The sequence below is a fragment of the Saccharopolyspora cebuensis genome (genome assembly GCF_039542665.1).
Lineage (GTDB): Bacteria > Actinomycetota > Actinomycetes > Mycobacteriales > Pseudonocardiaceae > Saccharopolyspora > Saccharopolyspora cebuensis.
In genome coordinates, this window is the sequence record NZ_BAABII010000010.1 from 149976 (window position 1) to 175805 (window position 25830).

The window sequence follows — 25830 nt, forward strand, 5'->3', positions numbered from 1 at the left end:
GACCGGCCTACCGCGCGAGGCCGTCGACGTCCTCGGGCACGCGGCGGCAGGCCATCAGCGGCCGATCTCCTGCTCGGCGGCCATGTCGCGGAGCACCTTCGGCGCCGACCACAGGGACGGCAGGATGACGAAGCCGACGGGTACCGCGGTCACCACGATGAACGACTGGAGCGCGTCGACGCCGCTGTCCCCGACGGAGATCAGCGCGCAGGCGGCGGCGCCGATCATCATGCTCCAGAAGACGCGGGCCTTCCGGGGCGGTTCGCCCCCGTTGGTCGCCGAGGTGGAGATGGCCAGCGACATCGAGTCCGTCGTCGTGGCCACGAAGGTGGTCGTCAGGACGAGCAGCGCGATGCCGAGCACACCGCCCCAGGGGAGCTGCTGGGTGATGGCGACGACGGCTGCCGGGAGCCCGGCCTCGTTCAGCGGTCCGGAGACCGATCCGGGAGTGCGCTGCTCCAGCATGACCCCGGTGCCGCCGAGCACGGTGAACCACAGGGCTGTCGCCACCGGGGCCACCACGGCGACGTACCCGACGAGCTGGCGCACGGTGCGTCCGCGCGAGATGCGGGCGACGAAGATCGACATCAGCGGGGCGTAGCCGATGAACCAGCCGAAGAAGAACACCGTCCAGCTGCCGAGCCAGTCGTTGTCGCCCCGGTAGAGCGACAGCGGCGCGAAGTCCTCCACGTAGCGGGCGAATCCGGTCAGGAACCCGTCCACGACGAACGACGCGGACCCGACCACCAGGATCGCCGCCACCACGGCGACCGCCAGCCAGATGTTGAACCGGCTCAGGGTCTGGATGCCCTTCTCCAGCCCGGTGGCCACCGAGATCGCCGCGATGGCGGTGAGACCCACGATGATCAGCAGTTGCACCGGGAAGGTGTCGGGGGTCCCGAACATCTGCGACATGCCGTAGGACACCTGCAGGCCGAGGAACCCGACCGGCCCCACCGTTCCCGCGACCACCGCGATGATGGAGATGACGTCGACGACGGTGCCGCCCCAGTGGTGCTGGATGCGTTCGCCGAACACCGGGTCGAGCAGGGTGCGGGGGCGCAGCGGCAGGCCCTTGTCCTGCGCGCGGAGCATGACGATGGCGCCGAGCGTGCCCAGCACCGCCCACGCGAGGAATCCCCAGTGCGAGAAGCTCTGCGCGAGGGCGACCGTGACGGCCTCGGCCGATCCGGGCGCGACGTCGGAGTACGCGGGCGGGAGATCGGCGAAGTGGAACACCGGCTCCGCCGCTGCCCAGAACACGCCCCCGGCCGCCAGCAGGGTCGTCATGATCATGGCGATCCACTTGAAGGTCCCGAACTCGGGGCGGGCGTCCACGCCGCCGAGGCGGACCCGCCCCAGCCGGGAAGCCCCCAGCACGACGGCGACGAGGAAGGTCGCCAGCAGCAGGACCTGCCAGTAGGGCCCGAACAGGTCGGCGCTCGCGGTGAACGCCGCGGTGACCGCGTCCCCGGTCGCGGTGGGGGCCACGACCGCCGCGACGACGAAGGCGACGAGCAGCCCGCCGCTGATCAGGGATACCGCGAGGTTCGTCCTGGCCCCGGAGCTCTTCTGGCGGCTCTGCGCAGCGGTATCCGGAGGTTCGTAGGTGGTGGACGGCACGGTGAAGCCAATCTGTGGTGCGGAGAAGTGGGCCGGGGCGGCACGCGAGAGCGGGACCGGCGCTGCGCAGAAGTCGCGATGATGTGCGGGGCAGAGCCAGACCGACGCCGGGGCGATGAGGTCGGCGAGGCCGACCGTTTGCTCTCGGGAGGTACCTCCACGTTGGCGCCGGAGAACGACGAAACCTTAGTCGGGCAGCTCGGCGCCGGTCAAAGCGCGGCGGCCGGGCTGTGACGAGTTCGTCCCGGGCAGGACGGGTTCCGCACCCCGGGTGCCGACCCGAGCACGCGCCGTGACCGGCCCGTGTGACGCTCGACGCGCTCCCGTCCACCCGACGGCGCACCGCCGGAAAGCGAACGGGCATCTCCGGATTTCGCATTCGTCCGATGGCCGGGCGATCGGCCGGTGCCGTCTCCGGTCGTGCATTTCACGACGTCCTCAGCGATGTTCTCCGCGCCGCGGTGACCTACGAGCGCCGACGGGGTTTCCCGCCGCCGCCCCGGCGGCGGGACCGCGGTCGCTGCCCGCTCCGCGAAGTGCGCGCGGTCGGCTTGGTGCTGTCGGACCGCGTGCGCTTCGCCGACGGCGGGGTCGGCGGGCGACCGCGCGTGCTGTTGACGGTCCGGCCGCGGACGATCCCGATGAACTGCTCCATCAGATCGGTGGTCTCGTCCTCCAGCCACGACAGCGCGACGCGCGATTGCGGGGCGTCCGCGACCGGTCGGTAGGTGAGGTCCTTGCGGTGGTGCAGCCGGGCGAGCGACTGCGGGACGACGAGCAATCCCACTCCGGCGGCCACCAGCTCGATCGCCTCCCCGGTCGTGGCCGGGCGCTCGATCGCCGGCCGTCCGGGCGGCTGCTGCCAGTCGAGGACGTCGTCGAGGGGGTGCAGGACGACGTCGTCGGCGAGATCGTCGGCGCAGACCTCGGTGGCCGCGGTGACCAGGTGGTCCTTCGGGGTCACGACCACGGTCGTCTCGGTGTAGAGCGGGATCGCGTGCAGGCCCGTGCGGTTCGTCGGCAGCCGGAGGAGGACCGCGTCGGCGTCGCGGTCCCGCACCGCGTCGGCGGCTTCGGCGGCGGTCACCTGCGCGAGGACCAGCGGGACGTCGGGCACCCGCTCGTTCCACTTCCGCACCCACTTGTCGGGCGTCACCCCCGGTACGTGCGCGAGGGTGAAGGCGGGAGGCGCGTCCGGACCCATCACGTGGGCAGACTACCGGGCGTGGCCGCAGGGGGCGTGCGCACGGTGGTTACCCTGGGGACATGACGGCGCGCAAGACCCCGCAGACGATGAAGCCCGCGACCGCGGCGAAGAAGCTGAGCGTGCACCTCGAGGCCACGCCCGCGGAATTCCAGGAGGGGGTCGTCTCGCGCGACGAGCTGAACGCCTTGCAGGAGGCCCCGCCGGAGTGGCTGCAGGAGCTCCGGCGCGACGGACCCCACCCGCGACCGGTCGTCGCGGCCCGGCTGGGCGTTTCCATCGGCGGCCTCGCCCGCGGCGGGATCACCGACCCGCTCACCACGGAGCAGATCAACGCCCTGAAGGCGGACATGCCCGAGTGGCTCCGGCGGGAACGCGCCCTCCAGGGCGAAGTCCGCAAGGAGGCGGCGCGCATCAAGGAGAAGAAGGCGCACGGCCGCGGGCCACGCGCGAACGGGTAGTCCTCACCCGAGGCCGAGCACGACCAGCAGCAGCCACGGCACGACCGAACCGGTCACGAGCATCGCGCCCGCGTAGTACACGAGCTGGCGGAAGTAGACCTGCTTGGCGCGGTTGCGGACGTTGGCCATCAGCATCGCTCCGCTGGGCGAGGTGGGGCTGACGTCCACGACGCTGGCCGCGACGCCGAAACCGGCCACCGCACCGGGTATGTGCGCGAAGTCGGCGGCCTGCAGCGGCGGGATCAGGATCGGGAACGTCGCGCCGAGCGTCGCGGTGGTGGAGGCGAAGGCCGAGACGACCCCGCCGGTCAGGAACGCCAGCAGCGTCGTCACCACCGGGTCGCCCAGGCCGCCGATCGCGTGGGAGGCGTAAGCGATCGCGCCGACTTCCTCCGCGACGCCGACGAAGACGAACAGCCCCGACGTCAGCAGGATGACGCTCCACGAGATGCCGTGGACCGCGCCGTCGGCCCGTTTCGGGAACAGCAGGGTGAGCAGCGCGCCGAGGCCGAAGGCGGTGATCCCGACGTCGAGGCCGAAACCCAGCGCCAGCACCATCAACGCGGCGATGGCCAGCAAGGTCGCCCGCTGCTCGCCGGTGACCTCGCCCGTGGTCACCTCCACGTCGACGCCGTCGACCGCGGGTTCCCCGCCGTGGCCGTGCCGGATCAGGCGCAGGCCGCCGAAGGCGAAGTACACGACCGTCATCAGCAGCAGGTACATCGCCAGGAACAGGCCGAACACGGTCCAGATCGACACGTCGGCCAACCCGGAATCGGTCAGCACGCTCCGCGTGACCGCGCCGTAGGAGTTCAGCGGCGACATCGCTGTCGCGTTGACGCCGTGCAGCACGAGCAGCCCCATCAGCAGCGGGCTGACCCGGTACTGCGCGGCGAACGTCATCGCCAGCGGGGCCAGCAGCGCGAGCGCCGCGGACGGGAAGACGCCGAAGGCCACCAGCACCGCGGCGAGCACGCCGAACACCACGGGGATCAGCGCGACCTTGCCGGCGACCAGCCGCACCCCGGTGCGGATGATGAGCTCGACGGTGCCGTTCTCCCGGGCGATCGCGAACAGGTAGGTGACCCCGGCGATCAGCACGAAGATGTCGGCGGGGAAGGACTCCAGCACCTGGTCCGCGGACAGGCCGCCCACCGTGGCGACCACCAGCGCGGCGACGAAGCCGAGCGCGCCGATGTTGACGTTGAAGGCGATGGCCAAGGCGAACATCAGGAGCAGGCAACCCACGCTGGTCGCGATCGCAGCGGTCATCGGTGTTCCTCCCCGCGGGGTCGGAAGGCGAGCGGAAGCTGCGCGAGCACAGCGGTGCACGACTGCATGCAGGAGGATACGTAGGCGCTGCGCCGCGTCAAGAGGTCTGCGCTGCCGAACCCGGCGACGCGCCATCGAGTCTTGACACGTGCCGCCGCACTGTGCGTATTCTCCTGTATACAAGGGCGTACCGCTGCGGTCCGGGGGCTGTGGAGGTGTTCGGTACCGCGCACCGCGACGTCGACCGACCAACACGCCCAGGGAGTGCGCCTGATGACCGATCCCAGGTACCGGATGCTCGTCGGTGGGCAGCGGGTGGGGGCGTCCACCGGGCAGGAGCTGCCCGCGGTCAACCCCTTCACGGCGGAGGAGTTCGCCACCATCCCGGACGCGAGCCCGCAGGACGTCGACGCCGCGGTGGCCGCGGCCCGCGCCGCGTTCGACGGCGACTGGTCGACCACTCCGGGCGTCCGACGTGCGGAGCTGATGAACCGGCTCGCCGGGCTGGTGGACGAGCACGCCGACGAACTCGGGGCGTTGGAGTCCACCGACAACGGCAAGCTGGTCCGCGAAACGACCGGCCAAGCGCGCTTCGCCGCGCGCAACTACCGGTTCTTCGCCGGCTGCGCCGACAAGCTGTACGGGCGCACCATTCCGCTGGACGACCCGGAGACCCTGGACTACACGGTGCCGGAGCCGATCGGCGTCGCCGCGCTGATCACCGCGTGGAACTCCCCGATGCAGCTGCTGGCCAACAAGCTCGCGCCGGCGCTGGCCGCCGGGTGCTGCGTTGTCGTCAAGCCCTCGGAGCACGCCTCGGCGACCACGCTGCGGATGGCCGACCTGATCGAGCAGGCCGGTTTCCCACCGGGCGTGGTCAACGTCGTCACCGGCGACCGGCAGGCCGGGATCGCCCTGACCGAGCACCCCGACCTGGACCGGATCAGCTTCACCGGGAGCGTGCCGACCGGCAGCGCGATCGCCGCTGCCGCCGCGAAGAACCTGGTCCCGGTCACCCTCGAACTCGGCGGCAAGTCGCCGAACATCGTGTTCGCCGACGCCGACCTGGATCGCGCGGTCGCCGGCGCGGTCGCCGGGATCTTCGCCGCGGGCGGGCAGACCTGCATCGCCGGAAGCCGGTTGCTGGTGCACGAGTCGGTCTACGAGCAGGTGGTGGCGGCGGTCGCGGCGCGGGCCGCCGAGATCCGCCTCGGCGATCCGCTGGACCCGCGGACCCAGATGGGCCCGGTCGCCAACCGGCCGCAGCGCGACCGCATCCAGCGCGCCATCGACGCCGGTGTCGATTCCGGGGCGCGCGCGGTGGTCGGTGCGGAGCCGGTCGACGACCCGGCCCTGGGCGAGGGGTTGTTCGTGCGGCCGACGGTGTTCGCCGACGTCGCCAACACCTCGGCGCTGGCCCGCGAGGAGATCTTCGGACCGGTGCTCAGCGCGATCCCGTTCCGCGACGACGACGAGGCCGTCGCGATCGCCAACGACAGCGACTTCGGGCTCGCATCGGGGATCTGGACCAACGACCTGACCCGCGCCCACCGGGTCGCCCGGCGACTGCGGGCGGGGACGGTGTGGGTGAACACCTACCGGGCCAGCGCCGCGCAGGCGCCGTTCGGCGGTACCCGGAAGTCCGGTTACGGCCGGGAACGCGGCGAGGAAGCGTTGCGCGAGTACCTGAGCACGAAGAACGTGATGGTCGACCTGAGCGGCCGGACCCCGGACCCCTTCGCGATCCGCCTCTGAGCCACGGGCGGAGAACGCCGTTCTGCGCGGAACCGGAAAGGAGAACGCCTTGAGCGACACCGTTTCGTTGTGCGGCCTTGGGAACATGGGTGGCGCCGTCGCCGGTCGCCTCGCCGCGCGCGGCCCGCTGCGCGTGTTCGACCTCGACCCGGCGCGGGTCGCACCGGCCGTCGAGCATCCGCGGATCACCGCCGTCGGTGCGGTGGGCGAGCTGGCGGCATCCGACGTCGTGCTGCTCTCCCTGCCCGCACCGAAGATCTCGCGCCAGGTGATCGCCGAGCTGGCGCCGCGGATGCGCGCGGGTGCGGTGATCGTGGAGACCAGCACGGTCAGCCCCGCGGACATGGCGGCGGAGCGGGAGCTCTGCGCCGCGCACGGCATCGGCATCGTGGACGCCGCGATCCTCTCGGGCGTGGCGCAGATGGCCGGGGGCACCGCGACGCTGCTAGTCGGCGGCGACGAGTCCGCTGTGGACCGGGTGGCCGGGGTGCTGGAGGCGATCAGCGGGAGCGTCCTGCGCTTCGGCCCGGTGGGCAGCGGCATGGCCGCGAAGGTGATCAACAACGCGGTGGCGCACGCGGTGATGGTGGTGCTCGCCGAGGCCGGTGCGCTGGGCGCGGCGACCGGGGTCTCCGGCTCGGCGTTGGCCTCGCTGCTGTCCGGCCCCGAAGCCGGCCTGACCCGCCCGCTCACGCACCGCTTCGCCGAGCGCGTCCTGCGCGGGGACTACGACGGCGGCATGCCCACCGAGGCCGCCCGCAAGGATTCCACGCTCGCACTGGCCATGGCCCAGGACGGCGGCGTGCCGCTGTTCGGCATCCAGGGCGCGCACACCGTCTACGAGCTCGGCGTCGCCGAAGGGCTCGGCCGGCTCGACTACGCCTCCATCGCCACCCTCTGGGAGCGCTGGACCGGACGCCCCATGGGCGAAGCCCCCGGCGACCAAGAGGAACAAGCAGAATGAGCAGCCCGCAGCCCATCCGGTTCGGCGCGGTGGTCGCGGGGGAGGTGTCCCGGGTCTCCGGTGATCACCCGGGTAGCTGTCTGCGCGTGTCCGCGCCGGCGGTCATCGCGGGGTGCGCATGGCGGTGGCCAGCAGTGCGGCGGCGGGACCGGTGAGCTGCAGGCCGGAGCGCCACACGGCGCGCAGCGGTCGGCGCAGGTCGATCCCGTCGACGTCGACCTCGATGACGCGGCGTTCGGCGAGGTCGGTGCCGACGGCGAGGATGCTCAGCACCGAGGGTCCGGCACCGGCGACGACGGAGTTGCGCACGGCGGTGGTGGAGTGCAGTTCCAGCAGGGGAGCGACGGGGTCGGCGCCGAGGTCGGCGAGGGCGCGGTACAGGGTTTCGCGCGTGCCGGAACCGCGTTCGCGGACGATGAGCGGGGTGGCGGCGAGCTCGGTGGGGTTGAGGGGTCGGCGGAGCCGGGCCCAGGGGTGGTCGGGCGGGACCACCAGGACCATGCGATCGCGGGTGACGTGGCGGACGGAGACGCCTTCCGGGGCGATCGGGGTTTCGACGAAGCCGAGGTCGGCGCGCCCGTGGCGGATGGCTTCCACGACGGTGGCGGAGTTGGTGACGTCGAGTTCGAGGTGGCTCTCCGGGAAGGCGCGGCGCAGTTCGCTGATCCAGCCGGGGGCGAGGTACTCGGCGATGGTCATGCTCGCGGCGACGCGCAGCCGGGACTGCTGCTGGGCGCGCAAGGCGCGGACCCCGTTCATCAGGCCGTCGACGTGGGCGAGGACCTGGCGGGCCCAGTCGGTGACGACGACCCCGGCCGGGGTGAGCGTGCAGCCCTGGCGGGTGCGTTCGACGAGTTCGAGCCCGAGGCGGCGTTCGAGGCTGGTGAGGCGCTTGCTGGCGGCGGGTTGGCTGACCCGCAGTTCGGTGGCGGCGGCTCCGATGCTGCCGAGTTCGCCGACGAGGACGAGCAGGCGCAGTGATTCGGAGTCGGGCGCGGTCATGCCCCGAGGATAGGCATCGGGGCGCTGCGGCCGGGGGATGCGCCGGTGCTGGGCATGCATCGCGGTTATGACGTCCTGTCCGGTCGACGGCTACGCGCGGGCGGTTCCGCTGGCGACGCTGGGCACGTGGCTGAGACGGGGAACGCGCAGCAGACGTCCGCGGTGATGCGGCGGTGGCCGGGAGTGGTGGTGGCGGTCGCCGGGACGGCGGCGTCGATGTCGGTCGCGGCCCTGGTGCCCGCGGCGAGTTCGCTGACGTGGGCGGTGCTGCTGGGCGTCGTGGTCGGCAACCTCCCGGTGGTGCCGGGGGCGGTGCGGCCGGGGCTGGCGTGGACGATGCGGCGATCGCTGCGGCTCGGGGTGGTGCTGCTGGGGCTCCAGCTCGCGGTCGGTCAGGTGCTCGGCCTGGGCGCCGGGACCGTGGTGGCGGTCGTGGTGGTCGTGGCGGTGACGTTCGCGGGCACGGTGCTGCTGGGGCGGTGGCTCGGCGTGTCGCGGGGGTTGTCGTTGCTGGTGGCGACCGGCTTCTCGATCTGCGGGGCGTCGGCGATCGCGGCGGTGGAGGGCGTGGTCGACCGGAAGGACGAAGACGTGGCGACCGCGGTGGCGCTGGTGACGGTGTTCGGCAGCCTCTCGATGCTGCTGCTGCCGGTGCTCGGCGCCGAGTGGGGGTTGTCGGGCGCGGAATTCGGGCGGATCGCCGGGGCCGGTGTGCACGAGGTCGCGCAAGTGGTGGCCGCGGCCTCGCCGATGGGCGGTGCGGCGGTGGCGATCGCCGTCGTGGTCAAGCTCAGCCGGGTGGTGCTCCTGGCGCCGGTGGTGGCCCTCGTCGGCGTGGTGCGGCGGCGCGAGACGACCGCCGCGGGCGGGAAGCGGCCACCGTTGCTGCCGTTGTTCGTCGTCGGGTTCCTGGTCGCGGTGGCGGTGCGCAGCCTCGGGGTGCTGCCGCCGCCGGTGCTGCACGGGGCGCAGCAGGTGACGGCGGTGCTGCTGACGGCGGCGTTGTTCGCCCTGGGCAGTGCGGTCCGGGTCGCGGACCTGGTCCGGACCGGGCCCAAGGCGTTCGTGCTCGGAGCGGTGTCGACGGTGCTGGTGACCGGGACGGCGTTCGCCGGAATGCTGGCGCTGACGTGAGCCGCGCGACGTCGGTGGACCCACCGACGTCGCGCGAGCTGGTCAGCTCTCCCGCTCACCCGCGGCGGCGGATCCGTCGCGTTCGGCGCGGCGCAGGCGCGCGATCCGCCACAGCACCACGGCGAGGGCGGCCACCGCGAGCACCAGCAGCACGGTGGTGTTCGAGATTCCCGCGATGGTCTGCTGCAACCACGCCTGCACCGCGAACTGGCTGTCCACATCGGACAAACCGCCGAGGTTCGCGGTGCCCTCGGTGAGGACGAACATCAGGCCGATGGCGACGAACACCAGGCCGGAGATGATGTTCGTGGTGTGCAGGCGCAGCGGCCCGATGGCGACCTCGCGTCCGCGCAACCACGCCCGCCGGCCGAGCTGGAACCGCTCCCACAGCAGTGCCAGCAGGAACAGCGGGAAGGCCATGCCGAGCGCGAACACGGCGAGCAGGATCGCGCCGTAGAGCGGCTCGCCCCCGGCGGCCGAGACGGTGAGCACGCTGCCCAGCAGCGGCCCGGCGCAGAACCCGGCCAGCCCGTAGACCGTGCCGAGCGCGTACACCGACAGCCCGGAGGAGATCCGGATGCGGCCGGTCATCCGCTGCGCCGCGGCGAACCCGAAACCCTTGCCGGAGATCTGCAGCAGTCCCAAGGCGATCAGCACCAGACCGCTGACCACGGTCACCGTCGTGCGGTGCTGGGTCAGCAGCGCGCCGAAGAGCCCGGCCGCGGCTCCGAGCGGGACCAGCGTGGTCGCCAGTCCCAGGTAGAAGACCGCGGTCCGGGCGACCAGCCTGCCGAGCCCGTCGAAGGCGTAGGCGAAGAAGGACGGCAGGAGCATCGCCGCGCACGGGCTGAGCAGCGTCAGCAACCCGCCGAAGAAGGCGCCGAGCAGTCCGATCTCGCTCATTCCGCCGCGGCCTTCGCCTGTTCGATGGCCTGGACGAACTGGTCGAGCGGCTGGGCGCCGAGGATCGGATCACCGTTGACCAGGAACGTCGGGGTGCTCGACACGCCGATTTCGGAACCTTCCACCGCGTCGGCCTGGATGGCGGACAGGGTGGCGGGACTGTTCATGTCGGCCTCGAACCGGGCGATGTCGGTGATCCCGACCTGCTCGGCGTAGTCGATGAGCGTGTCGTGCGGCAGCGGCGGATGCCCCCGGCCCGGGGAATCGTGGTAGATCGCGCCCAGGTATTCCCAGAACTTGCCCTGGGCGGCCGCGGCGCGCCCGGCCTTGGCGGCTTCGATCGATTCCTCGCCGAAGATCGGGAAGTCCCGCCATTCGAGGCGCAGGACGCCGCTGTCGACGTAGCGCTTGATCAGTTCGGGCTCGATGTCCTGGGAGAACTTCGCGCAGAACGGGCACCGGTAGTCGCCGTAGTTGAGCATGACGACCGGGGCGTCGTGCCTGCCCAGCGCCAGCGGGTCGCCGGGGGTCCGGCGCGCCAGCTTCGCCAGCGGGCTCTCCTGCTGCTGCTCGGCCTGCTGCGGCGCGGCCCGGTCCGACCCGCCCTGCGAGGTCACCAAGTGCCCCAGCAGGAACGCGACCACCGCGACGAGCACCGCCGCGGTCACGTTCAGCCATTTCCTCTTCGCGCTGGTGCCACCCATCGGTCACCACTCTCCCTCGCTCGGCTGCCCCGGAGCCTAACTACTACGTGTCGTAGTAGTTGGGGCGGGGGTGCCGAGAAGGCCGGTGATGCCGCCCAACGGCCTCCCGCAGCGGGCGCGGGTCGCGGTCAGAGGATGTCGAGGCCGAGGCAGTACAGGAGCACCAGGCACGCGGCGGCACCGATCGCGAGGACGGCCGGGGACGCCGAGGCGACCACGGCGGCCACGCAGCTCGCCCGGTGCCGACCGCCCGGGGGCGCGGCCTGCAGCCAGTGCAGCCGCAGCTGCACCGACTCCCGCGACATCGCCAGCGACGTCGCGGGCACCGACTCACCGGTCACCGCGCGCAGCGCCGCGCACACCGAACTCGCACCGCAGTGCCGGGCCGCCCCGGCATCGGCGGCGAGCTCGACGAGCACGCGCACGGCCGGGGGCGCGGCGCGGAACAGCGGCACGAACGGCAGCGCCTTGGCCAGCGCGGTCACCAGCCGGACCAGTGCGTGGTGCCGCCCGGACAGGTGGGCGCGCTCGTGCGCGAGGACCGCCTCCCGGGCCTCGGGGGCGAGGTGCCGCACGCCGGTGGTCGCCACGATCGCGCCGTGCCGACCGCCGATGCTGTAGGCCACCGGTACGGCCTGGTCCAGCCACAGCACCCGCGAGTCCGGGTCCTCGCCGGAGAGCAACCGCACCGCGGTCAGGTGGCGGCGCCGCAGCGCGGCCTCCTTGCGGACGATCCCGGCGGCCACCACCAGCACGCGCAGCACCGCCGCCGCCACGAGCGCGGCACCGCCGAGCCGGGCCACGTACCCCCAGGCCGCCGGGTCGCCGTGCACCACGTTGACGCAGCTCCGCGCCATGCCGATGAGACCGTCCACGGACGCGCCGTCCGGGACCAGCAGCAGCGCCGCACCGGTGATCGCGGCGCCGATGGCCACCAGCGGGGACGCGACCCACCCGGCCAGCGCGATGCCGGGGCGCACGCGCGGGCGGAGCAGGGCGCGCAGGTACACCGGCCCGAAGACGGCGATCACGACCGCGCCGATGAGCAGGCCGAGGGCCACCGTCATGGTGTCCCACGCCCGTTCTCCAGCGCTCGCCGCAGCAGCTCCGACTCGCGTTCGGAGACCGAGGCGGCGAAGTGCAGCAGGACCGACTCGGAATCGCCGGAGGAGTCGAGCACCTCGCGCAGCACGTGCGCACCCGCCTCCTCGCGCGAGCGCACCGGCCAGTAGCGGTAGCCGCGCCCGACCCGGGTGCGCTGCACCCAGCCCTTGTCGTGCAGGTGGTCGAGGACCGTCATGATCGTGGTGTAGGCGAACGTCCGCTCGGCGGAGAGCCGGTCGAGAACGTCGCGCACGCGGAGCTGGTCCTCGGCCGTCCACAGGACGTCCATCACCTTCAGCTCCAGCTCACCGAGTCCGAGCATCACACCTCCAGTGCCCGCCAGTCTACGGTCGAGCGCCCCGGACGAGTCCACCCCGCCCGCCCCGGCACGGCGCCTCCCGATGTTCCGGTGACCGGCGGATCTCCTTCCGGCCGGAGCGGGGCACGGCTGAAGCTAGACCGCGGATGGCAGATGGTCAACCGTCTGCCTGTTCCGGCGCCGTGCCCTATGCTGGGCGGGTCCGCCGAACCGACTCCCAGAACTGGACAAGCGTGCGCGACTCAGCACCGACGTCGGCGATGCCGGTGTCCCGGCGTGATTGGATCCTGTCCTGGCTTCGCGAGGCGATCGCCAGCGGCGAGTTGAAGCCGGGAGACCGGCTCGTCGAACGGGACATCTCGGCGCGTTCCGGCGTGAGCCGCGGCCCGGTCCGCGAGGCGATCATGGTCCTCGAGCAGGAGGGGCTGGTCGTCTCGCACCTCTACCGCGGTGCCGAGGTCGCCGGCATCTCCCAGCGCGAGGTGCGCGAGGTGCTGGTGCCGATCCGGACGGCGATCGAGCGCTTCGCGTTCCGCGAAGTCGTCGCGCTCCCGGACCGCGGCGCCCTGGTCGCCGAGCTCGAACGGCTCGTCGCCGAGATGGAGCGGGTCCGGCCCGGCGACGACGGGGCGGCTGAACGGCTCGCCGATCTCGACGTCGCCTTCCACGAGGCCGTGATCAGCGCGAGCGGGCACACCCAGAGCCTGCAGATCTGGCGCACGATCCTGCCGCGGGTCCGGGCCTACTTCGTCCGGGACGCCCCCCGCCACGCCGACCCCGACGAGATCCCCGGTCAGCACCGGGCCCTGCTCGCGGCTCTGCGCCGCGGCGACGCCGACGCCCTGGACGACGACGTCGTCCAGCACATCGGGGTCTACCTGGGGGACTGACCGCACCGCCGGGTCGGACCGGGTGACGCCATCCGGTAGATGGTTGACCATCTGCCATTCGCGTCGTACCTTCGGGACGGGTGCGGTCCTGGCGACCGCGAGCAGCGGGCTCCCCGCCGGCGAGCACCGGCGACGACTCGGGTGGTGGCTCCACCGGGAAAGGACCTCATGAAGATCACCGACATCCGCGCGGCCGGGCTGCGCGGCGCCACCCCCGAAGGCGGTTGGACCGAGGAGCTCCAGCCCGACGACGTCGTCCACACCCTCGTGGCCGTGCACACCGACGCCGGTGCGGTGGGGGTGGGCAGCGTGTTCACCAGCGAGGCGCTGGTGCGCGGCGCGCTGGAGGTGCTGCGCCCGCTGCTGCTCGGCGAGCACGCGCTGGAGCCCGAGCGGGTCGCCGAGAAGCTGCACCGGACCACGTTCTGGCTGGGCCGCGGCGGCTCGGTCACCCACGCGATCAGCGGGATCGACGCCGCGCTGTGGGACCTGCTGGGCCGGGCCACCGGGCAGCCCGTGGGCCGGCTGCTGGGCGGACGCCACCGGGACCGGGTGCGGCCCTACGCCTCGCTGCTCATGGCCGAACCCGACCGGATGGCCCAGCAGCTGCACCCGCTGGTCGAGGCGGGCTGGACCGCGTTCAAGATCGGCTGGGGCCCCTTCGGCCGGACCACGTCCGCGGTGGACGAACGCATCGTCGCCGCCGCTCGCGAGGCGGTGGGCCCGGACGCGCTGCTCATGGTCGACGCGGGGGCGAGCGACGGCGCGTGGCGCCAGGGCTACAAGTGGGCGCTGCGCACCGCCCACATGCTCGCCGAGCACGACGTCGACTGGTTCGAGGAGCCGCTGCCGCCGGACGCGATCGACGACTACGCCCGGCTGCGCGAACACGCCCCGGTCCCGATCGCCGGCGGTGAGGTCCTGACCAGGCGCCAGAGCTTCCAGCCCTGGCTGGAACGCGGAGCCCTCGACGTCGTCCAGCCCGACGTCACCAAGGTCGGCGGCATCAGCGAGCTGCGCCGCATCGGCTGGACCGCGCACGACCGCGGGATCCGGCTGATCCCGCACGGCTGGAACACCGCCGTCGGCCTGGCCACCGACCTCCAGATCGCCTCCGCGCTGCCCGACACCGACCTCGTCGAGTACGTCACCGGCTCCCCGTACGTCGACGAGATCCTCGCCGCGCCGTGGACCCTCGACGCCGACGGCATGCTCCCCATCCCGGAAGGACCCGGTCTCGGCATCGAGCTGGACCGCGCGGGTCTGGGCCGCTACGCCGATGTCGACGCGCTCCTCGGCGCGGGCCGATGAGCGGGACCTCGATCCTGGTCACCGGTGCCGCCTCGGGCATCGGACTGGCCGTCTGCGCGCTCGGCGCCCGCGCGGGCCACCACGTCCACGCGCTCGACCGCTCGGCCGACGGGCTGGCCGCCACCGTCGAAGCCGTGCACGCCGAGGGCGGGCACGCGACCGCGCACCAGGTGGACGTCACCGCGGCCGACCAGGTCGACGCCGCGTTCGACGGGGTGGCGGCCGGGCCGCGGCTGGCCGGCGTCTTCACCGCCGCCGGCGTCGACCGCGGCGGCCCGGCCCACGCGCTCGACCCGGACGCGTTCCGGCAGGTGCTGGAGGTCAACACGACGGGGACGTTCCTCGTCGTCCGCGCCGCGCTCCGCACGATGATGGCAACCGGCGGCGGCAGCGTCGTGCTGTGCGGATCCCCGGCCGCGCGGGTCGGGTTCACCGCGGGCGGCGCCACCGCCTACGGCGCCTCGAAAGGCGCGATCTCCTCGATGGTCAGCACCCTGGCCGTCGACTACGCCCGCCACGGCATCCGCGTCAACGCCGTCGTCCCCGGGCCCACCGACACCGCGCTGATGTGGGCCAACGTCGCCGCCGAGGACCGCGCCGCGATGCGGGACCGGATCGCCCACGAGGTGCCCCTCGGCCGGCTGGCCCGCCCGGAGGAGATCGCCCGGTGCGTCCTGTGGCTGCTCTCGGACCTGTCCTCCTACACCACCGGCTCGCTGATCCGCTGCGACGGCGGTGTCCTCGCCAAGTCCTCGATCAGCCTCTGAAGCGGAGGCCCCCGGCCGCGACACCGAGCAAGGAGCAGCCAGGCGCGCTGTGGAACGTGCTGTTCCCATTCCACAGAGGATCACCGGTTTTCCTTCCGCACTGCGCGATCGCGATCGTCGCCGTGGCCCTCGTGCACGCGGCGGCCCGGAGGCCCGGGTGCTGGAGGCGAACGGGCCGGACCTGCGATCGAGGACCGCGGTGCCACCGGGTCCCGCTCCGCGACGAGGTCGAGGACGACCAGCCTCGCCGCGACTGCGTTCCGTCCTCCGGTCGGCGCCGGGGTTCCGGTCGGCAGTGGTCGGGACAAGCTCCGCCGTGTTCCTGCTCGATCCGTGGGATGGTGCGGAACTGCTGCCACTGGTCCCGCCGGGCTGGCGACCTTTCCGCCAGAACCAACCGGGCCGTCCGCTGGTCGTGCCCTACCGCACGAAACCCGCGACGTCGGTTCCCTGAGATGCCCGAACGGCGGGAAACCGCGATTCGGCTCGCTCTCGATTACCGCTGCCCCGTCCGGGTTCCTCAATCCCCAGAACGGGTTTCGACGCGTGTTCTTTGTCATTCGGTGGATCCAGGGCGGGTTCAGTGCTCGGTCGTCGGCAGTTCACCCGGCCCCAGCACACTGTGCGGTGCAGCAGCTGTGATCGACCCTTGAACGATGCGTCATCGATCCTCGCAATTCGGTCAACGACTCATTGCTGGAGAGCCAATGCAGTTCGGACGCAGCCACCATGTTCACCAGATCGTGCAGTCGTGCGTGGGAAATGCTCCTCCTGCCACCGCGCGCGACGACGGTTCCCGCCTGAACCGAGCGCTCGCGGGCGCGCTCGAGCGCGGCATCACGGGTCTCGACGACATCGTCGCGCGCCATTCACCGCCCGCCGACGAGGTTCCGTTCCTGCCGCTGCACCGGCTGATCTCCGCCGAGGAGGTCCGCGACGTCGAGGCGGAGTTCGGTTCCGTCCTCCGGAGCGGCCGGTTCACCTCCGGCAGCAAGGTATCGGAGTTCGAGGACGAGATGTCCGGGTTCCTCGGGGCCCGGGTCGTCGGTGCCTCCAGCGGCACCGAGGCGTTGATGGCCGCGCTCACCGCCGTCGGCGTGGCGGAGGGCGACCGGGTGATCCTGCCCGCGAACAGCTTCGCGGCCACGGAGAACGCCGTCCTCGCCGTCGGCGCCGTCGCGGTGTTGTGCGACGTCGACGAAGCCACCCACTGCCTCGACCCGGCGGACTTCTCCCGGCTGGCGTCCGCGGGCGCTTCCTGCGTGGTCCCGGTCCACCTGTACGGACGCCGACCGGACCTGCGCGCGATCCGCGAGATCGCCGACGCGAACGGGATGAAGGTGGTCGACGACGCCTGCCAGTCGCTCGGCCTGCAGGACCTCGGCGAGCACGCGCACGCGACCGCGCTGAGCTTCAACCCGTACAAGAACCTGGGCGCCTGCGGGAAAGCCGGTGCCGTGCTGACCTCGGACGCCGCGGTCGCCGAGACCTGCGAGGAGTACCTCTACCACGGTTTCCGGCCTGGCGTGAAGAACTTCAAGACCCGGCGCCACGGCCTCAACGCCCGCCTGGACAACCTCCAGGCCGCGGCGCTGCTCGCGCGCATGCCGCGATTCTCCTACAACAACCTCGTCCGGGCCGCGCTGGCCTGCCGCTACGGCGAGGCGCTGGGCAACGTCGCCGCGACGGGGTTGCTGTCGCTGCCACCGATGACCTCGGACATGGTCTGGCACCTCTACACGGTGCGCGTCCACGGCGGGCACCGCGACCGGGTGCGGAAGGCGCTCCTCGACGCGTACGGGGTGGAGACCGACGTCTACTACCCCTATTCGACCCACCGGCAGGGATCCCGCGCCGACATCGTCGACGTCGCGGGCACGCACCTCCCGGCGACGGACCGCCTCGACCAGGACATCCTCCAACTGCCGCTGCACCCCGACCTCACCGCCGCGGAACAGGACCGCGTGGTCGAGGGAATCTGGAAGGTCGTGGGGTCGCTGTGAGCGGACGCGCCCAGGACGCGATCGTGTTCTGCGACTTCGACGCTACCTTCTGGGACCACCGGGAACCGGACCGGACCGTCGCCGACATCGAACGCCTGGACCTGTTGATCAAGGCGTGGCCCGGACGGCTGCTCTTCGGGTGGGTGACCGGCAGTTCCGTGGCGGGCGCGCTCGACCTCGTCCGCGGCGCCGGCCTGGACTTCCTGCCGGACTTCGTCTCCGGCGACCTGGGAACCGATCTGCGCTTCCGCGAGGCGGGCGCCCTGGTCGCCGACCGGCAGTGGCGGCACCGGCTCGGCACGAGCGGCTTCACGCACCGGTCGGTCGCGGAGATCGTGGCGACGTTCGAAGCCGCGCGCGGGATCCGGCTGGTACCGCAACAACCGGAGTTCCCCGCGTTCAAGTGCGGCTACTACCTGCCGCCCGAAGGCGCGGACGCGGCGAACCACCTCGTCGAGCTCGCCGCCGGCAAGGGCGTGGCGGTGAACCTGAACCGGTGCAATCCGGACGCGGGTGACCCGCCGGGGTTCTTCGACGTCGACTTCGTCCCGGTCGGCACCGGCAAGGCCGAGACGGTCACCTACGTCCTCGCCGGACTGGACCGGGCGACCGAGTCGTTCGGGTTCGGCGACAGCGGCAACGACCTGGCGATGCTGCACAACGTGGACTTCCCGTGGCTGGTGGCCAACGCCACGGAGGAGGCCAAACGAGCCGGGTTCCCGGTCACCCACCGATCATGCCTGGGCGGCGTCCTCGACGTCCTCGAAGGATCGCTGGCACGCGAGGAGGAGACACCATGAAGATCGCCATCATCGGGTGCGGCGGGATCGCCAAGGCCCACGCACGCGCCATCAGCACGTTCCCGGAGACCGCACTCGTCGGCGCCTACGACATCGATCCCGCGAAGGCCGCCGACTTCACCGGACGATTCGGCGGGGAGCCCTTCCCCGCGCTGGAGGAGGCGTTCGCGGTCGCCGAAGGCGTCATCGTCGCCTCGCCCAACTTCTGCCACTACGAGCACGCCGTGCGCGCGCTGCGGGCGGGCGTGCACGTCCTCTGCGAGAAGCCCATCGCCACGACCGCCGACGACGCGGGCCGGATGGTGGAACTCGCCGAGCAGGTCCGGACCGTGGCCGCGGTCGGGTTCAACTACCGGCAACTGCCGGTCGTCCGCGAGATCAGGTCCCGCGTCGCCGCCGGGCGCATCGGCGACGTCTGCTCGATCGACCTGTCGTTCCACAAGGACAGCGCGTTCCGCCGGAAGACCTTCACCTGGCGCGACTCCGGCAACACCGCGGGAACCGGTGGCGCGCTGGGCGATCTCGGCGTCCACCTCATCGACCTGGCCGAGCACGTGACGGGCCGCTCCCACCAACCGGCCTCCATCCGGTCCCACCGGGTCACCGTCGTCCCGGAGAAGGAAGGGAACCCGGTCGCCGTCGACGACCACTCCGAGGGGTTCGCGGTCCTCGACGGAGGCATCCAGTTCCGCCTGTCCACCTCCAAGGCGGCGAGCCAGGACGAGCGGGGCGTGACGTTCAAGGTCGTCGGCACCGCGGGCACGCTGCACTGGTGTTCCGCGGAAGGCGGCCGCCTCTACGAAGGTTCCCGGGCGGGGTGGCACATCACCGACCTCGACATGCCGCTGCTGGCCGATCCGCCCACCGAATTCCACGGTTGGTCGGATTCCTTCCGCCTGCAACTGGTGCGGTGGGCGCGGACCTGCCACGGTGCCGACGCCACCATGCCCACCTTCGCCGACGGCCACCACGTGCAGCAGGTCCTGGAGCAGTACGTGGCAGGGCAGCGCGTGCCGGCCCGCGCCGAGGTCGTGGGGGCGCCCGCATGAGCGCGCTCGACGACCGGACGTTCGCCCTCGGCGTCCCGCTCTACTTCCTCGTCGGCACCGGCCACGTCCTCTGGGGTGCGATGACACCGATGCTCCAGCGCGATCTCGGGGTCTCGTCCCAGTCGCTGTCCTGGCTGGTGACCGTCCAGTTCCTCGCGTTCCTGGTGGCCGTGCTCTGCTCGCCGCACGTGGTGTCGCGCTGGGGCTTGCGCACCTCGGTGACCGCCGCGCTGGCGAGCATCGTCGCCGGGGTCGTGCTGCTGGGGCAGGCGGCGGGCTCCGGCGAGCTGCTGGCGAGCGGCCTGCTGTTCGGCCTCGGCGCGGGATTCCTGGAGTCCAGCGTGGGCGGCTACGCGCTGACCGCGCCGGGAGCGCACCGGAAGATCGCCGTGCTGGAGTCGTGCTTCGCCCTCGGCGCGCTGGGCCTGCCGCTGCTGGTGTTCCTGCTGAGCGAGCAGGTGTCGCGAGCCGAGCTGTGCCTGGGCTTCGCCGTCGCCGTCACGTCGTGCCTGGTCGCCTGGTGCCTGTCGTGGAACCGCCTCGACGAGGGCCCGCCGGTGCGGCGAGCGGGGACCACCGGCGGGGCGGGCCCGTCGTACTCCCTCGGACTGCCCGTCCTGCTGGCGCTGGGCTTCTTCTACGCGGGTGCCGAGACCAACATCGCGGCGTTCCTCCCGTCGGTCACCAGCGACAGCCACGGAGCCACTGCGGGTGTCCTGGCGGTGAGCGGCTTCTGGGCCGCGGTGGCGGCCGGCCGCTGGGCTTGGAGCGTGTACGGCACCAGCGCCTTCTCCGCCCCGGCGATCGTGGTGATGACCTCCGGCATGGTGATCGCGCTCGTGGCGATGTCGGTCACCCTCGGGTCCAGCGTGGTGCTGCTGGTGTTCCTGGCAGCGCTGTGCGGGCTGGCGGCCGCCGGTGTCTTCCCGGTGGCCGTCGCGCTCGCCGTGCGCACGTCGGAGCTGCCCGGCGCCACGGTGACGAGCTTGTTCATCGGGGCGGCCTGCTTCGGCGGTTCCCTGCTCGCGGTCCCGGTGGGACTCGCGATCCACCACCTCGGAACGCGATCGGGCGTCGTGGTGCTGTGCCTCTACGCCACCGCGGCGTGCCTGGCGTCGCTGGCCGCCACGAAGCACGTCACCACCGGTCACCGCGCCGCGGTGCGCTGACCGGCCACATCCCCGTAGCGGGAAACGGTCGGGGGTGTGCCCGGATCGCCGGGCGCACCCCCGACCCTCCGCACCGACGACGGGTTCGACCGCCCGGCGATGTGAGCTCGGGGCCAGGTCCGCTCCGGCCGGGTGGTCGCAGCCCTGGCGGGCTGACGGCCACCCGGGATCTGCCTGGTAGCGACCTGCCGGATCAGGGCCGTCCGATCAGGCCGGCCCAGCTCTCCGCGAGGACGTCCAGCATCTCCTCCTGCTCGACACCCCAGTGGCCCGGCGTCCAGTGGCGCGCGACGTGGTCGAGCTCCGTGATCGCGAGCACGCTGCGGAAGTGCCGGGTGCTCGCGGGGAAGCGGTCGGCGCGGTCGAGCCCGGCCTTGATGTCGGCCGTGGCCTCGTTCAGCCAGGTGTCCAGCGACGTGCGGATCTCCGGATCGACGGCCGCGGCTTCGAAGGCGGACTTGGTGTAGGGGCGGATCGAATCCCATCGCCGCGCGGACGACACGAGCCAGGTGCGGAGCTGCTCCCGCGAGCCGTCCTCGACCACGGCGACCAGCGCGCTCTCGGTCGTGCCGTGCTCCGTGGAGGGGACCCGGTGCAGGGCGGCGTTCAGCCGCTCCGAGATGAGCGCCTTCATCAGGTCGGCCTTCGAGGGGAAGTACGCGTAGAAGGTCACCCGCGTCGTGCCCGCGGTCGACGCGATGTCGTCGACCGTGGTGGCCGTGTAGCCCTTCGACACGAACAGGTTCAACCCGGCGTCCAGCAGGAGCTGTCGCGTCATCTCCTTCTGCGCCTCGCGGAGCCTCGCCATACCGCCAGGGTAGAGCACGGCGGTTGCGCCGCGCACCGGTCCACCATGCTCGATGCCAGTGAACTTTACTGGATGTAAATATATTTAGCACAGACGGGTTCGCGTCGTCGATCGAGCGATCGAAGCCGTCGGTCCTGGTTCTCGGTCCCGGTGTGGCGGACGTCTCGCTGGGCCCTGCGGCGGGTCGTCCCAGGAGCGGGATATCGATGCGGCGATGCCATGACCAGCGCGGACGTCCTCCGTGTCGAACGGAGGCGGCGGTGTGGATCTCGGCCGTTCCGGAGTGTTCCGGTGCGCGCCGGGTTTCATTTACGCATGAAACGCTCTCTTGACACGACGTAAAGTCAGTTGTCACCATCGACCTCGCACGTGACCGCAACCACTCGCCGACCGCCTCGGCCCGACGGCAGCACGAGGCAGCAAGCCCGCCGCGGAGCACATCGAAGTGAGCCGCCGCGTCGGCATCGAAAGGAACTGCCAGTGACAGGCGCGCAGACCGCCGGCACCGTCAACACGGTGCTCGGCCCCGTTCCGGCGGACGACCTGGGTGTCGTCGCGGTCCACGAAGCCCTGCTGTCGGTGGTCCCGGGCGCGGAGCACGCGTTCGACATCACCGTGGACCGCGCGGAGATCTTCGAGGCCCTGGCGGCGAAGCTGACGGCCTTCCGCGACCAGGGCGGGGGGACGGTCGTCGACAGCACGGGCATGTTCCACGGCCGCGACCTGCCGCTGTACGAGGCGCTCTCGCGTGCCACCGGGGTGCACGTCGTCGCATCGACGGGCATGGGCCCGGAGGAGCTGCTCGGTGGCTACTTCCTGACGCCGCAGACCAACCCGCCGACGCCGTGGCCCGCCGAGAAGTTCGCCGACCTGTTCACCGCCGAGATCACCGAAGGCATGGTGGTCCCGCGCCTGGAGCGGCGCGGCGCCGCGGGGCTCGTGGCCACCGCGGCCGACCGCGGCGGCAGGACCGCCACCGAGGAGAGCCTCTTCCGCGGCGCGGCCCGGGCCGCGCGGAGCACCGGCGTCCCGCTCTCCCTCCGGTACGGCGGCGACGCGCTCGCGGACCTCGACGTGGTCCTGGGCGAGGGGCTGCCCGCCGATCGCGTCGTCGTCGGCGGGCTCGACCGCAAGGACGCGGTCGCCGCGGGCGCGCCCCTGGAGATCGCCCGCCGCGGGGCCTTCGTCGCGCTGGACCACGTGGGGCGCAACGACGACGACGCCCACGTCACCGACCGCGAGCGCGCCGCCTTGGTGCTCGACCTCGTCCGGGCGGGACACGCGCACCGGATCCTGCTGTCGAGCAACGCGATCGGCGTCGCGAAGGGCCTTCCCGCCTACGACCTGCCGTACGGCCACGTCTGCTCGACGTTCGTCCCGCTGGCGGAGTCCGCTGGGCTCAGCGGCGAGGACGGCAGGCGGATCCTGGTCGACAACCCGCGCGACCTGCTGTCGGTGCGCTGACCCCGTCGATCGTCGAACTCCTTCCAGAGGTGAGTTGTTGTGTCGCGAGTGAACACCGTCCTGGGGCCCGTCCCGGCAGCGGAGCTGGGGTTCGTGGCCGTCCACGAGCACGTCGGCTACGGCATGCCCGGCTCGGAACTGGACACGCAGTGGTGGAAGACCCCCGAGCAGCGGTACGCCGAGACCGTCCCGAAGCTGCGCCGGTTCCGCGAGCACGGCGGCGGGACCTTCGTCGACGTCACCGGCATCTGCAACGGCCGCGACGTCGACTACTACAAATCCCTGTCCGCCAAGACCGGCGTCCACATCGTCGCCTGCACCGGCTTCGTCGGCGGTGACACCGCGCTGCCGCACTTCGCCCGGGCGAGCGTGGACTACCTGAACCGGCAGTTCGTCCACGAGATCACGGTCGGCATCGGGGACACCGGCAGCCGCGCGGGGGTCATCAAGGTCGGGGTGAGCCGCGGCGGCCGGATGACCGAGCTGGACAAGCGCATCTACCGGGCCGCCGCCCGCGCCGCCGTGATGACCGGGGTGCCGATCCTGACCCACCTGGCCATCGACCCCGAGCCGGCGGTCGCCATCTTCGAGGAGGAAGGGCTCCCGCTGCACCGCGTCCTGTTCGGGCACGCCGACGACGGCCCGAACGCGCCGAACACCCCGCACGAGTGGATCTTCGAGCGGGGCGGTCGGATCGGCTTCGACACCTTCGGCTACGAGACCGAGCTGGCGGACCCGCCGTTCTGGGCCCGGCCCCGGCGCGAGCGCCTGGAGCACTTCCTCAGCCTGGTCCACCAGGGGCACCTCGACCAACTGCTGGCCTCCGCCGACGCCAACTGCAGCCCGCTGGGCTGGCCCGGCGTGCGGGGCCACACGGTGAACTACCTCTTCGAAGACCTCATCCCGGATCTGCGCGACGCCGGAGTCGACCAGGCCACCATCACGAAGCTCTTCGTCGACAACCCCGCCGATTTCCTGACCATCCACAGCTGAACGTCGCGCGCAGAGCGCGAACACCGGCGCACCGCCGCGCCGATCCGAAGAGGAAGAGGAACATGGAAACCTCCGACCTGAACGAGCTCGACATCGCCATCGTCGGTGCCGGGTACGGCGGGGCCGCCGCGGCCAAGGCGCTCAGCCTCCTCGGGGCCAACGTGCACGTCTACGAGCAGGCACCCCGGATCCGCGAGGTCGGCGCGGGCATCGGGCTGCGCCCGGCGACCGTGGAGCTGTTCCGCCGGTGGGGGATCTTCGACGCGATCGCGGCCGTGAGCTCGCCCAGCGACCACTTCGAGATCCTCGACGGCACCGGCGAGGTCATCCTGCGGGAGGAATGGCCCGGGATGCACGACTACGCCCGGGAGAACAAGACCCGCTTCATCCACCGCGGCGACTTCATCGACACCCTCCTCAAGGCCGTGCCCGCCGACCGGTTGCACCTCGGGCACCGGATGGAGTCGATCACCGACCATGGCGACCGGGCGACGGTCACCTTCGCCGGTGGCGAGCAGGTGACGGCCGACCTCGTGATCGGCGCCGAGGGCATCCGCTCCCTGGTGCGGAGGCAGCTGTTCACCGAGCGGGGGCCGGTCTTCTCCGGCGAGCACGCCTACCGGACCGTGATCCCGGCCGACGACGCCTACGGGATGGTCGTCGACGACAACCTCCGCATGTTCCTCGACGACAAGGGCACGAAGGTCTACTGCCTGCCGCTGCGCCACCGCAACGAGCTGTCCTTCGACATCACGGCACTGTCCGACGACGACTCCTGGTCCCCGCAGGTCACCAAGGAGGGCCTGCTGGCCCTGATGGACGGGTTCGACGAGCGGCTCGTGAACATCACCCGCGACCTGGACGTGGACGCCCTGACCTGCCGCGCCGCCTTCGACATCGACCCGGTCGAGACGTGGCACACGGATTCGGTCACCCTGCTCGGCGATGCCGCCCACGCGATGCTGCACCACCAGGGCCAAGGCGCCAACCAGGCCATCCAGGACGGTGGAGCGCTCGCCGACGCCTTGCGGGAAACCGGTTCCGTCCGGGACGCGCTCGCGCGGTTCCAGGACGAGCGCAAGCCGGTCACCGACGAACTCCAGCGCGTCTCCCGCCGGTCGTGGGACGCCGACGAGCTCGACGACGTCTTCCCCGGGCAGAAGCCCGCGGGTGCAGGAAAGGAAGGTGAGCGGTGATGACGCTGCATCCCACGATCGCCGAGGTGCTCCGCAACGCGCCGGCCCCGCCCGGAGGGCCGCTCGACCCGGTGGCCATGCGCGCCGGCGAGGAGGCCGACGTGCCGCCCGTGGACCGGCGCACGCCGGTGCACGCGGTGGCCGACGAGATCGCCCGGACCGCCGCGGGCGAGGTGCCGGTGCGGATCTACACCCCGGACGAGGCCGACGCGCACGGCCTGCTGGTCTACTTCCACGGCGGTGCGTTCTTCCTCGGCAGCCTGGAAACGCACGACCACGTCGCGCGGTCGCTGGCGAACGAGACCGGCCTCAAGGTCATCTCCGTCGGTTACCGCCGGGCGCCGGAGGACGCCTACCCGGCCGGTCTCCAGGACTGCTACGCGGTGGTGCGCTGGGCCGCGGACCGCGGTGCGGCCCTGGCGTGGGACGGGGCGACCCTCGCGATCGCCGGGGACAGCTCGGGCGGCAACTTCGTCGCGGCCGTGGCCGCGATGGCCTGCGACGAGGGCTTCGACCGGATCACCCACCAGATCCTGTACTACCCGTCGCTCGACCTGGACTTCGACGTCGACCGCTACGCCTCGCTGCGGGACAACGCCGAGGGGTACGGCCTGGAAACGGCGGGGCTGAAGCCGTTCAACGCCTTCTACCTCGACAGCGGAGCCGACCCGGCGGACCCGCTGGTCTCGCCGATCAAGCGCGCGGACCTCGCCGGGCTGCCTCCCGCGCTGGTCATCACCGCGGAGCACGACCCGATGCGCGACGAGGGCGAGCTCTACGGCCGGCGGCTGGCGGAGGCCGGCGTGGCCGCGACGGTCAGCCGCTACCAGGGCGCCGGCCACGGCTTCGTGCAGAACTTCTCGTGGATCCCGGAGTTCCACCGGGTCTACGCCGAGACCCGCGACTTCCTGCGCAGCCGTTGAGCCGCCACGACC

Annotated in this window: 24 protein-coding genes; 15 read left to right on the top strand and 9 right to left on the bottom strand. The window is 72.1% G+C overall.

Going from position 1 to position 25830, the window contains the following annotated elements:
• Positions 1-54 precede the first annotated feature (54 nt).
• Positions 55-1623, bottom strand: a complete 1569-nt coding sequence (locus ABD976_RS15175; RefSeq protein ID WP_345363506.1) for a BCCT family transporter — start codon at positions 1621-1623, stop codon at positions 55-57.
• A 466-nt stretch (positions 1624-2089) separates the two neighbouring features.
• Entirely contained in the window at positions 2090-2827 is a 738-nt protein-coding gene (locus ABD976_RS15180; RefSeq protein ID WP_345364265.1) for a LysR substrate-binding domain-containing protein, read from the bottom strand.
• Positions 2828-2889: 62 nt separating this feature from the next.
• Between ABD976_RS15180 and ABD976_RS15185 the strand changes: the two genes are divergently transcribed.
• Positions 2890-3288 carry a DUF5997 family protein gene (locus ABD976_RS15185; RefSeq protein ID WP_345363508.1) on the top strand — a complete coding sequence of 133 codons (399 nt, stop codon included), beginning with the start codon at positions 2890-2892 and terminating at the stop codon, positions 3286-3288.
• A gap of 3 nt (positions 3289-3291) precedes the next feature.
• On the opposite strand, the gene ABD976_RS15190 is transcribed toward ABD976_RS15185, so the two are convergent.
• Positions 3292-4560 carry an SLC13 family permease gene (locus ABD976_RS15190; RefSeq protein ID WP_345363510.1) on the bottom strand — a complete coding sequence of 423 codons (1269 nt, stop codon included), beginning with the start codon at positions 4558-4560 and terminating at the stop codon, positions 3292-3294.
• 273 nt (positions 4561-4833) lie between these two features.
• Between ABD976_RS15190 and ABD976_RS15195 the strand changes: the two genes are divergently transcribed.
• A complete protein-coding gene (locus ABD976_RS15195; protein WP_345363512.1) occupies positions 4834-6315 on the top strand; it encodes an aldehyde dehydrogenase in 1482 nt (493 codons plus the stop codon).
• Between the two features lie 49 nt (positions 6316-6364).
• Positions 6365-7279, top strand: a complete 915-nt coding sequence (locus ABD976_RS15200) for an NAD(P)-dependent oxidoreductase (protein WP_345363514.1) — start codon at positions 6365-6367, stop codon at positions 7277-7279.
• A gap of 102 nt (positions 7280-7381) precedes the next feature.
• On the opposite strand, the gene ABD976_RS15205 is transcribed toward ABD976_RS15200, so the two are convergent.
• The gene (locus ABD976_RS15205; RefSeq protein ID WP_345363516.1) at positions 7382-8281 is read right to left on the bottom strand and encodes a LysR family transcriptional regulator; all 900 of its coding nucleotides are present in this window, start codon (positions 8279-8281) and stop codon (positions 7382-7384) included.
• Positions 8282-8446: 165 nt separating this feature from the next.
• Here ABD976_RS15205 and ABD976_RS15210 point away from each other — a divergent pair, with 165 nt between their 5' ends.
• Complete coding sequence (locus ABD976_RS15210) at positions 8447-9415, top strand: YeiH family protein (protein WP_369774654.1); 969 nt, start codon at positions 8447-8449, stop codon at positions 9413-9415.
• Positions 9416-9457: 42 nt separating this feature from the next.
• Here the strand turns inward: ABD976_RS15210 and ABD976_RS15215 are convergent, their stop codons facing one another.
• The 4 genes from ABD976_RS15215 to ABD976_RS15230 form a co-directional block, all read right to left on the bottom strand.
• The gene (locus ABD976_RS15215) at positions 9458-10318 is read right to left on the bottom strand and encodes a cytochrome c biogenesis CcdA family protein (RefSeq protein WP_345363520.1); all 861 of its coding nucleotides are present in this window, start codon (positions 10316-10318) and stop codon (positions 9458-9460) included.
• A complete protein-coding gene (locus tag ABD976_RS15220) occupies positions 10315-11022 on the bottom strand; it encodes a DsbA family protein (RefSeq protein ID WP_345363522.1) in 708 nt (235 codons plus the stop codon). The genes ABD976_RS15215 and ABD976_RS15220 overlap by 4 nt, the downstream gene beginning before the upstream one ends.
• A 128-nt stretch (positions 11023-11150) precedes the next feature.
• A complete protein-coding gene (locus ABD976_RS15225; protein WP_345363524.1) occupies positions 11151-12089 on the bottom strand; it encodes a M56 family metallopeptidase in 939 nt (312 codons plus the stop codon).
• Entirely contained in the window at positions 12086-12448 is a 363-nt protein-coding gene (locus ABD976_RS15230; RefSeq protein WP_345363526.1) for a BlaI/MecI/CopY family transcriptional regulator, read from the bottom strand. The genes ABD976_RS15225 and ABD976_RS15230 overlap by 4 nt, the downstream gene beginning before the upstream one ends.
• A 230-nt stretch (positions 12449-12678) precedes the next feature.
• Here ABD976_RS15230 and ABD976_RS15235 point away from each other — a divergent pair, with 230 nt between their 5' ends.
• The 7 genes from ABD976_RS15235 to ABD976_RS15265 all read left to right on the top strand — a co-directional run bounded on the left by ABD976_RS15235 (position 12679) and on the right by ABD976_RS15265 (position 20434).
• Positions 12679-13335, top strand: coding sequence for a GntR family transcriptional regulator (locus ABD976_RS15235; RefSeq protein WP_345363528.1), 657 nt, complete (start codon positions 12679-12681; stop codon positions 13333-13335).
• Between the two features lie 168 nt (positions 13336-13503).
• Entirely contained in the window at positions 13504-14646 is a 1143-nt protein-coding gene (locus ABD976_RS15240) for a mandelate racemase/muconate lactonizing enzyme family protein (protein ID WP_345363530.1), read from the top strand.
• Positions 14643-15413, top strand: a complete 771-nt coding sequence (locus ABD976_RS15245; protein ID WP_345363532.1) for an SDR family NAD(P)-dependent oxidoreductase — start codon at positions 14643-14645, stop codon at positions 15411-15413. The genes ABD976_RS15240 and ABD976_RS15245 overlap by 4 nt, the downstream gene beginning before the upstream one ends.
• A gap of 707 nt (positions 15414-16120) precedes the next feature.
• Positions 16121-17416: a DegT/DnrJ/EryC1/StrS family aminotransferase gene (locus ABD976_RS15250; protein WP_345363534.1), complete on the top strand. Its 1296-nt coding sequence runs from the start codon at positions 16121-16123 to the stop codon at positions 17414-17416.
• Positions 17413-18216, top strand: coding sequence for an HAD family hydrolase (locus ABD976_RS15255; RefSeq protein WP_345363536.1), 804 nt, complete (start codon positions 17413-17415; stop codon positions 18214-18216). Before ABD976_RS15250 ends, ABD976_RS15255 begins: the two co-directional genes overlap by 4 nt.
• Positions 18213-19265: a Gfo/Idh/MocA family protein gene (locus tag ABD976_RS15260; protein ID WP_345363538.1), complete on the top strand. Its 1053-nt coding sequence runs from the start codon at positions 18213-18215 to the stop codon at positions 19263-19265. The genes ABD976_RS15255 and ABD976_RS15260 overlap by 4 nt, the downstream gene beginning before the upstream one ends.
• The gene (locus tag ABD976_RS15265; RefSeq protein ID WP_345363540.1) at positions 19262-20434 is read left to right on the top strand and encodes an MFS transporter; all 1173 of its coding nucleotides are present in this window, start codon (positions 19262-19264) and stop codon (positions 20432-20434) included. The genes ABD976_RS15260 and ABD976_RS15265 overlap by 4 nt, the downstream gene beginning before the upstream one ends.
• 193 nt (positions 20435-20627) lie before the next feature.
• Here ABD976_RS15265 and ABD976_RS15270 read toward each other — a convergent pair whose 3' ends face one another.
• Positions 20628-21242 (bottom strand): TetR/AcrR family transcriptional regulator, encoded by a 615-nt coding sequence (locus ABD976_RS15270; protein WP_345363542.1) that lies wholly within the window; start codon positions 21240-21242, stop codon positions 20628-20630.
• Between the two features lie 480 nt (positions 21243-21722).
• Here ABD976_RS15270 and ABD976_RS15275 point away from each other — a divergent pair, with 480 nt between their 5' ends.
• The 4 genes from ABD976_RS15275 to ABD976_RS15290 all read left to right on the top strand — a co-directional run bounded on the left by ABD976_RS15275 (position 21723) and on the right by ABD976_RS15290 (position 25818).
• Positions 21723-22706, top strand: a complete 984-nt coding sequence (locus tag ABD976_RS15275; RefSeq protein ID WP_345363544.1) for a phosphotriesterase family protein — start codon at positions 21723-21725, stop codon at positions 22704-22706.
• Between the two features lie 39 nt (positions 22707-22745).
• Entirely contained in the window at positions 22746-23699 is a 954-nt protein-coding gene (locus ABD976_RS15280) for a phosphotriesterase family protein (protein WP_345363546.1), read from the top strand.
• A gap of 62 nt (positions 23700-23761) precedes the next feature.
• Entirely contained in the window at positions 23762-24895 is a 1134-nt protein-coding gene (locus ABD976_RS15285; protein ID WP_345363548.1) for an FAD-dependent oxidoreductase, read from the top strand.
• The gene (locus ABD976_RS15290; RefSeq protein ID WP_345363550.1) at positions 24895-25818 is read left to right on the top strand and encodes an alpha/beta hydrolase; all 924 of its coding nucleotides are present in this window, start codon (positions 24895-24897) and stop codon (positions 25816-25818) included. Before ABD976_RS15285 ends, ABD976_RS15290 begins: the two co-directional genes overlap by 1 nt.
• Positions 25819-25830: the final 12 nt, after the last annotated feature.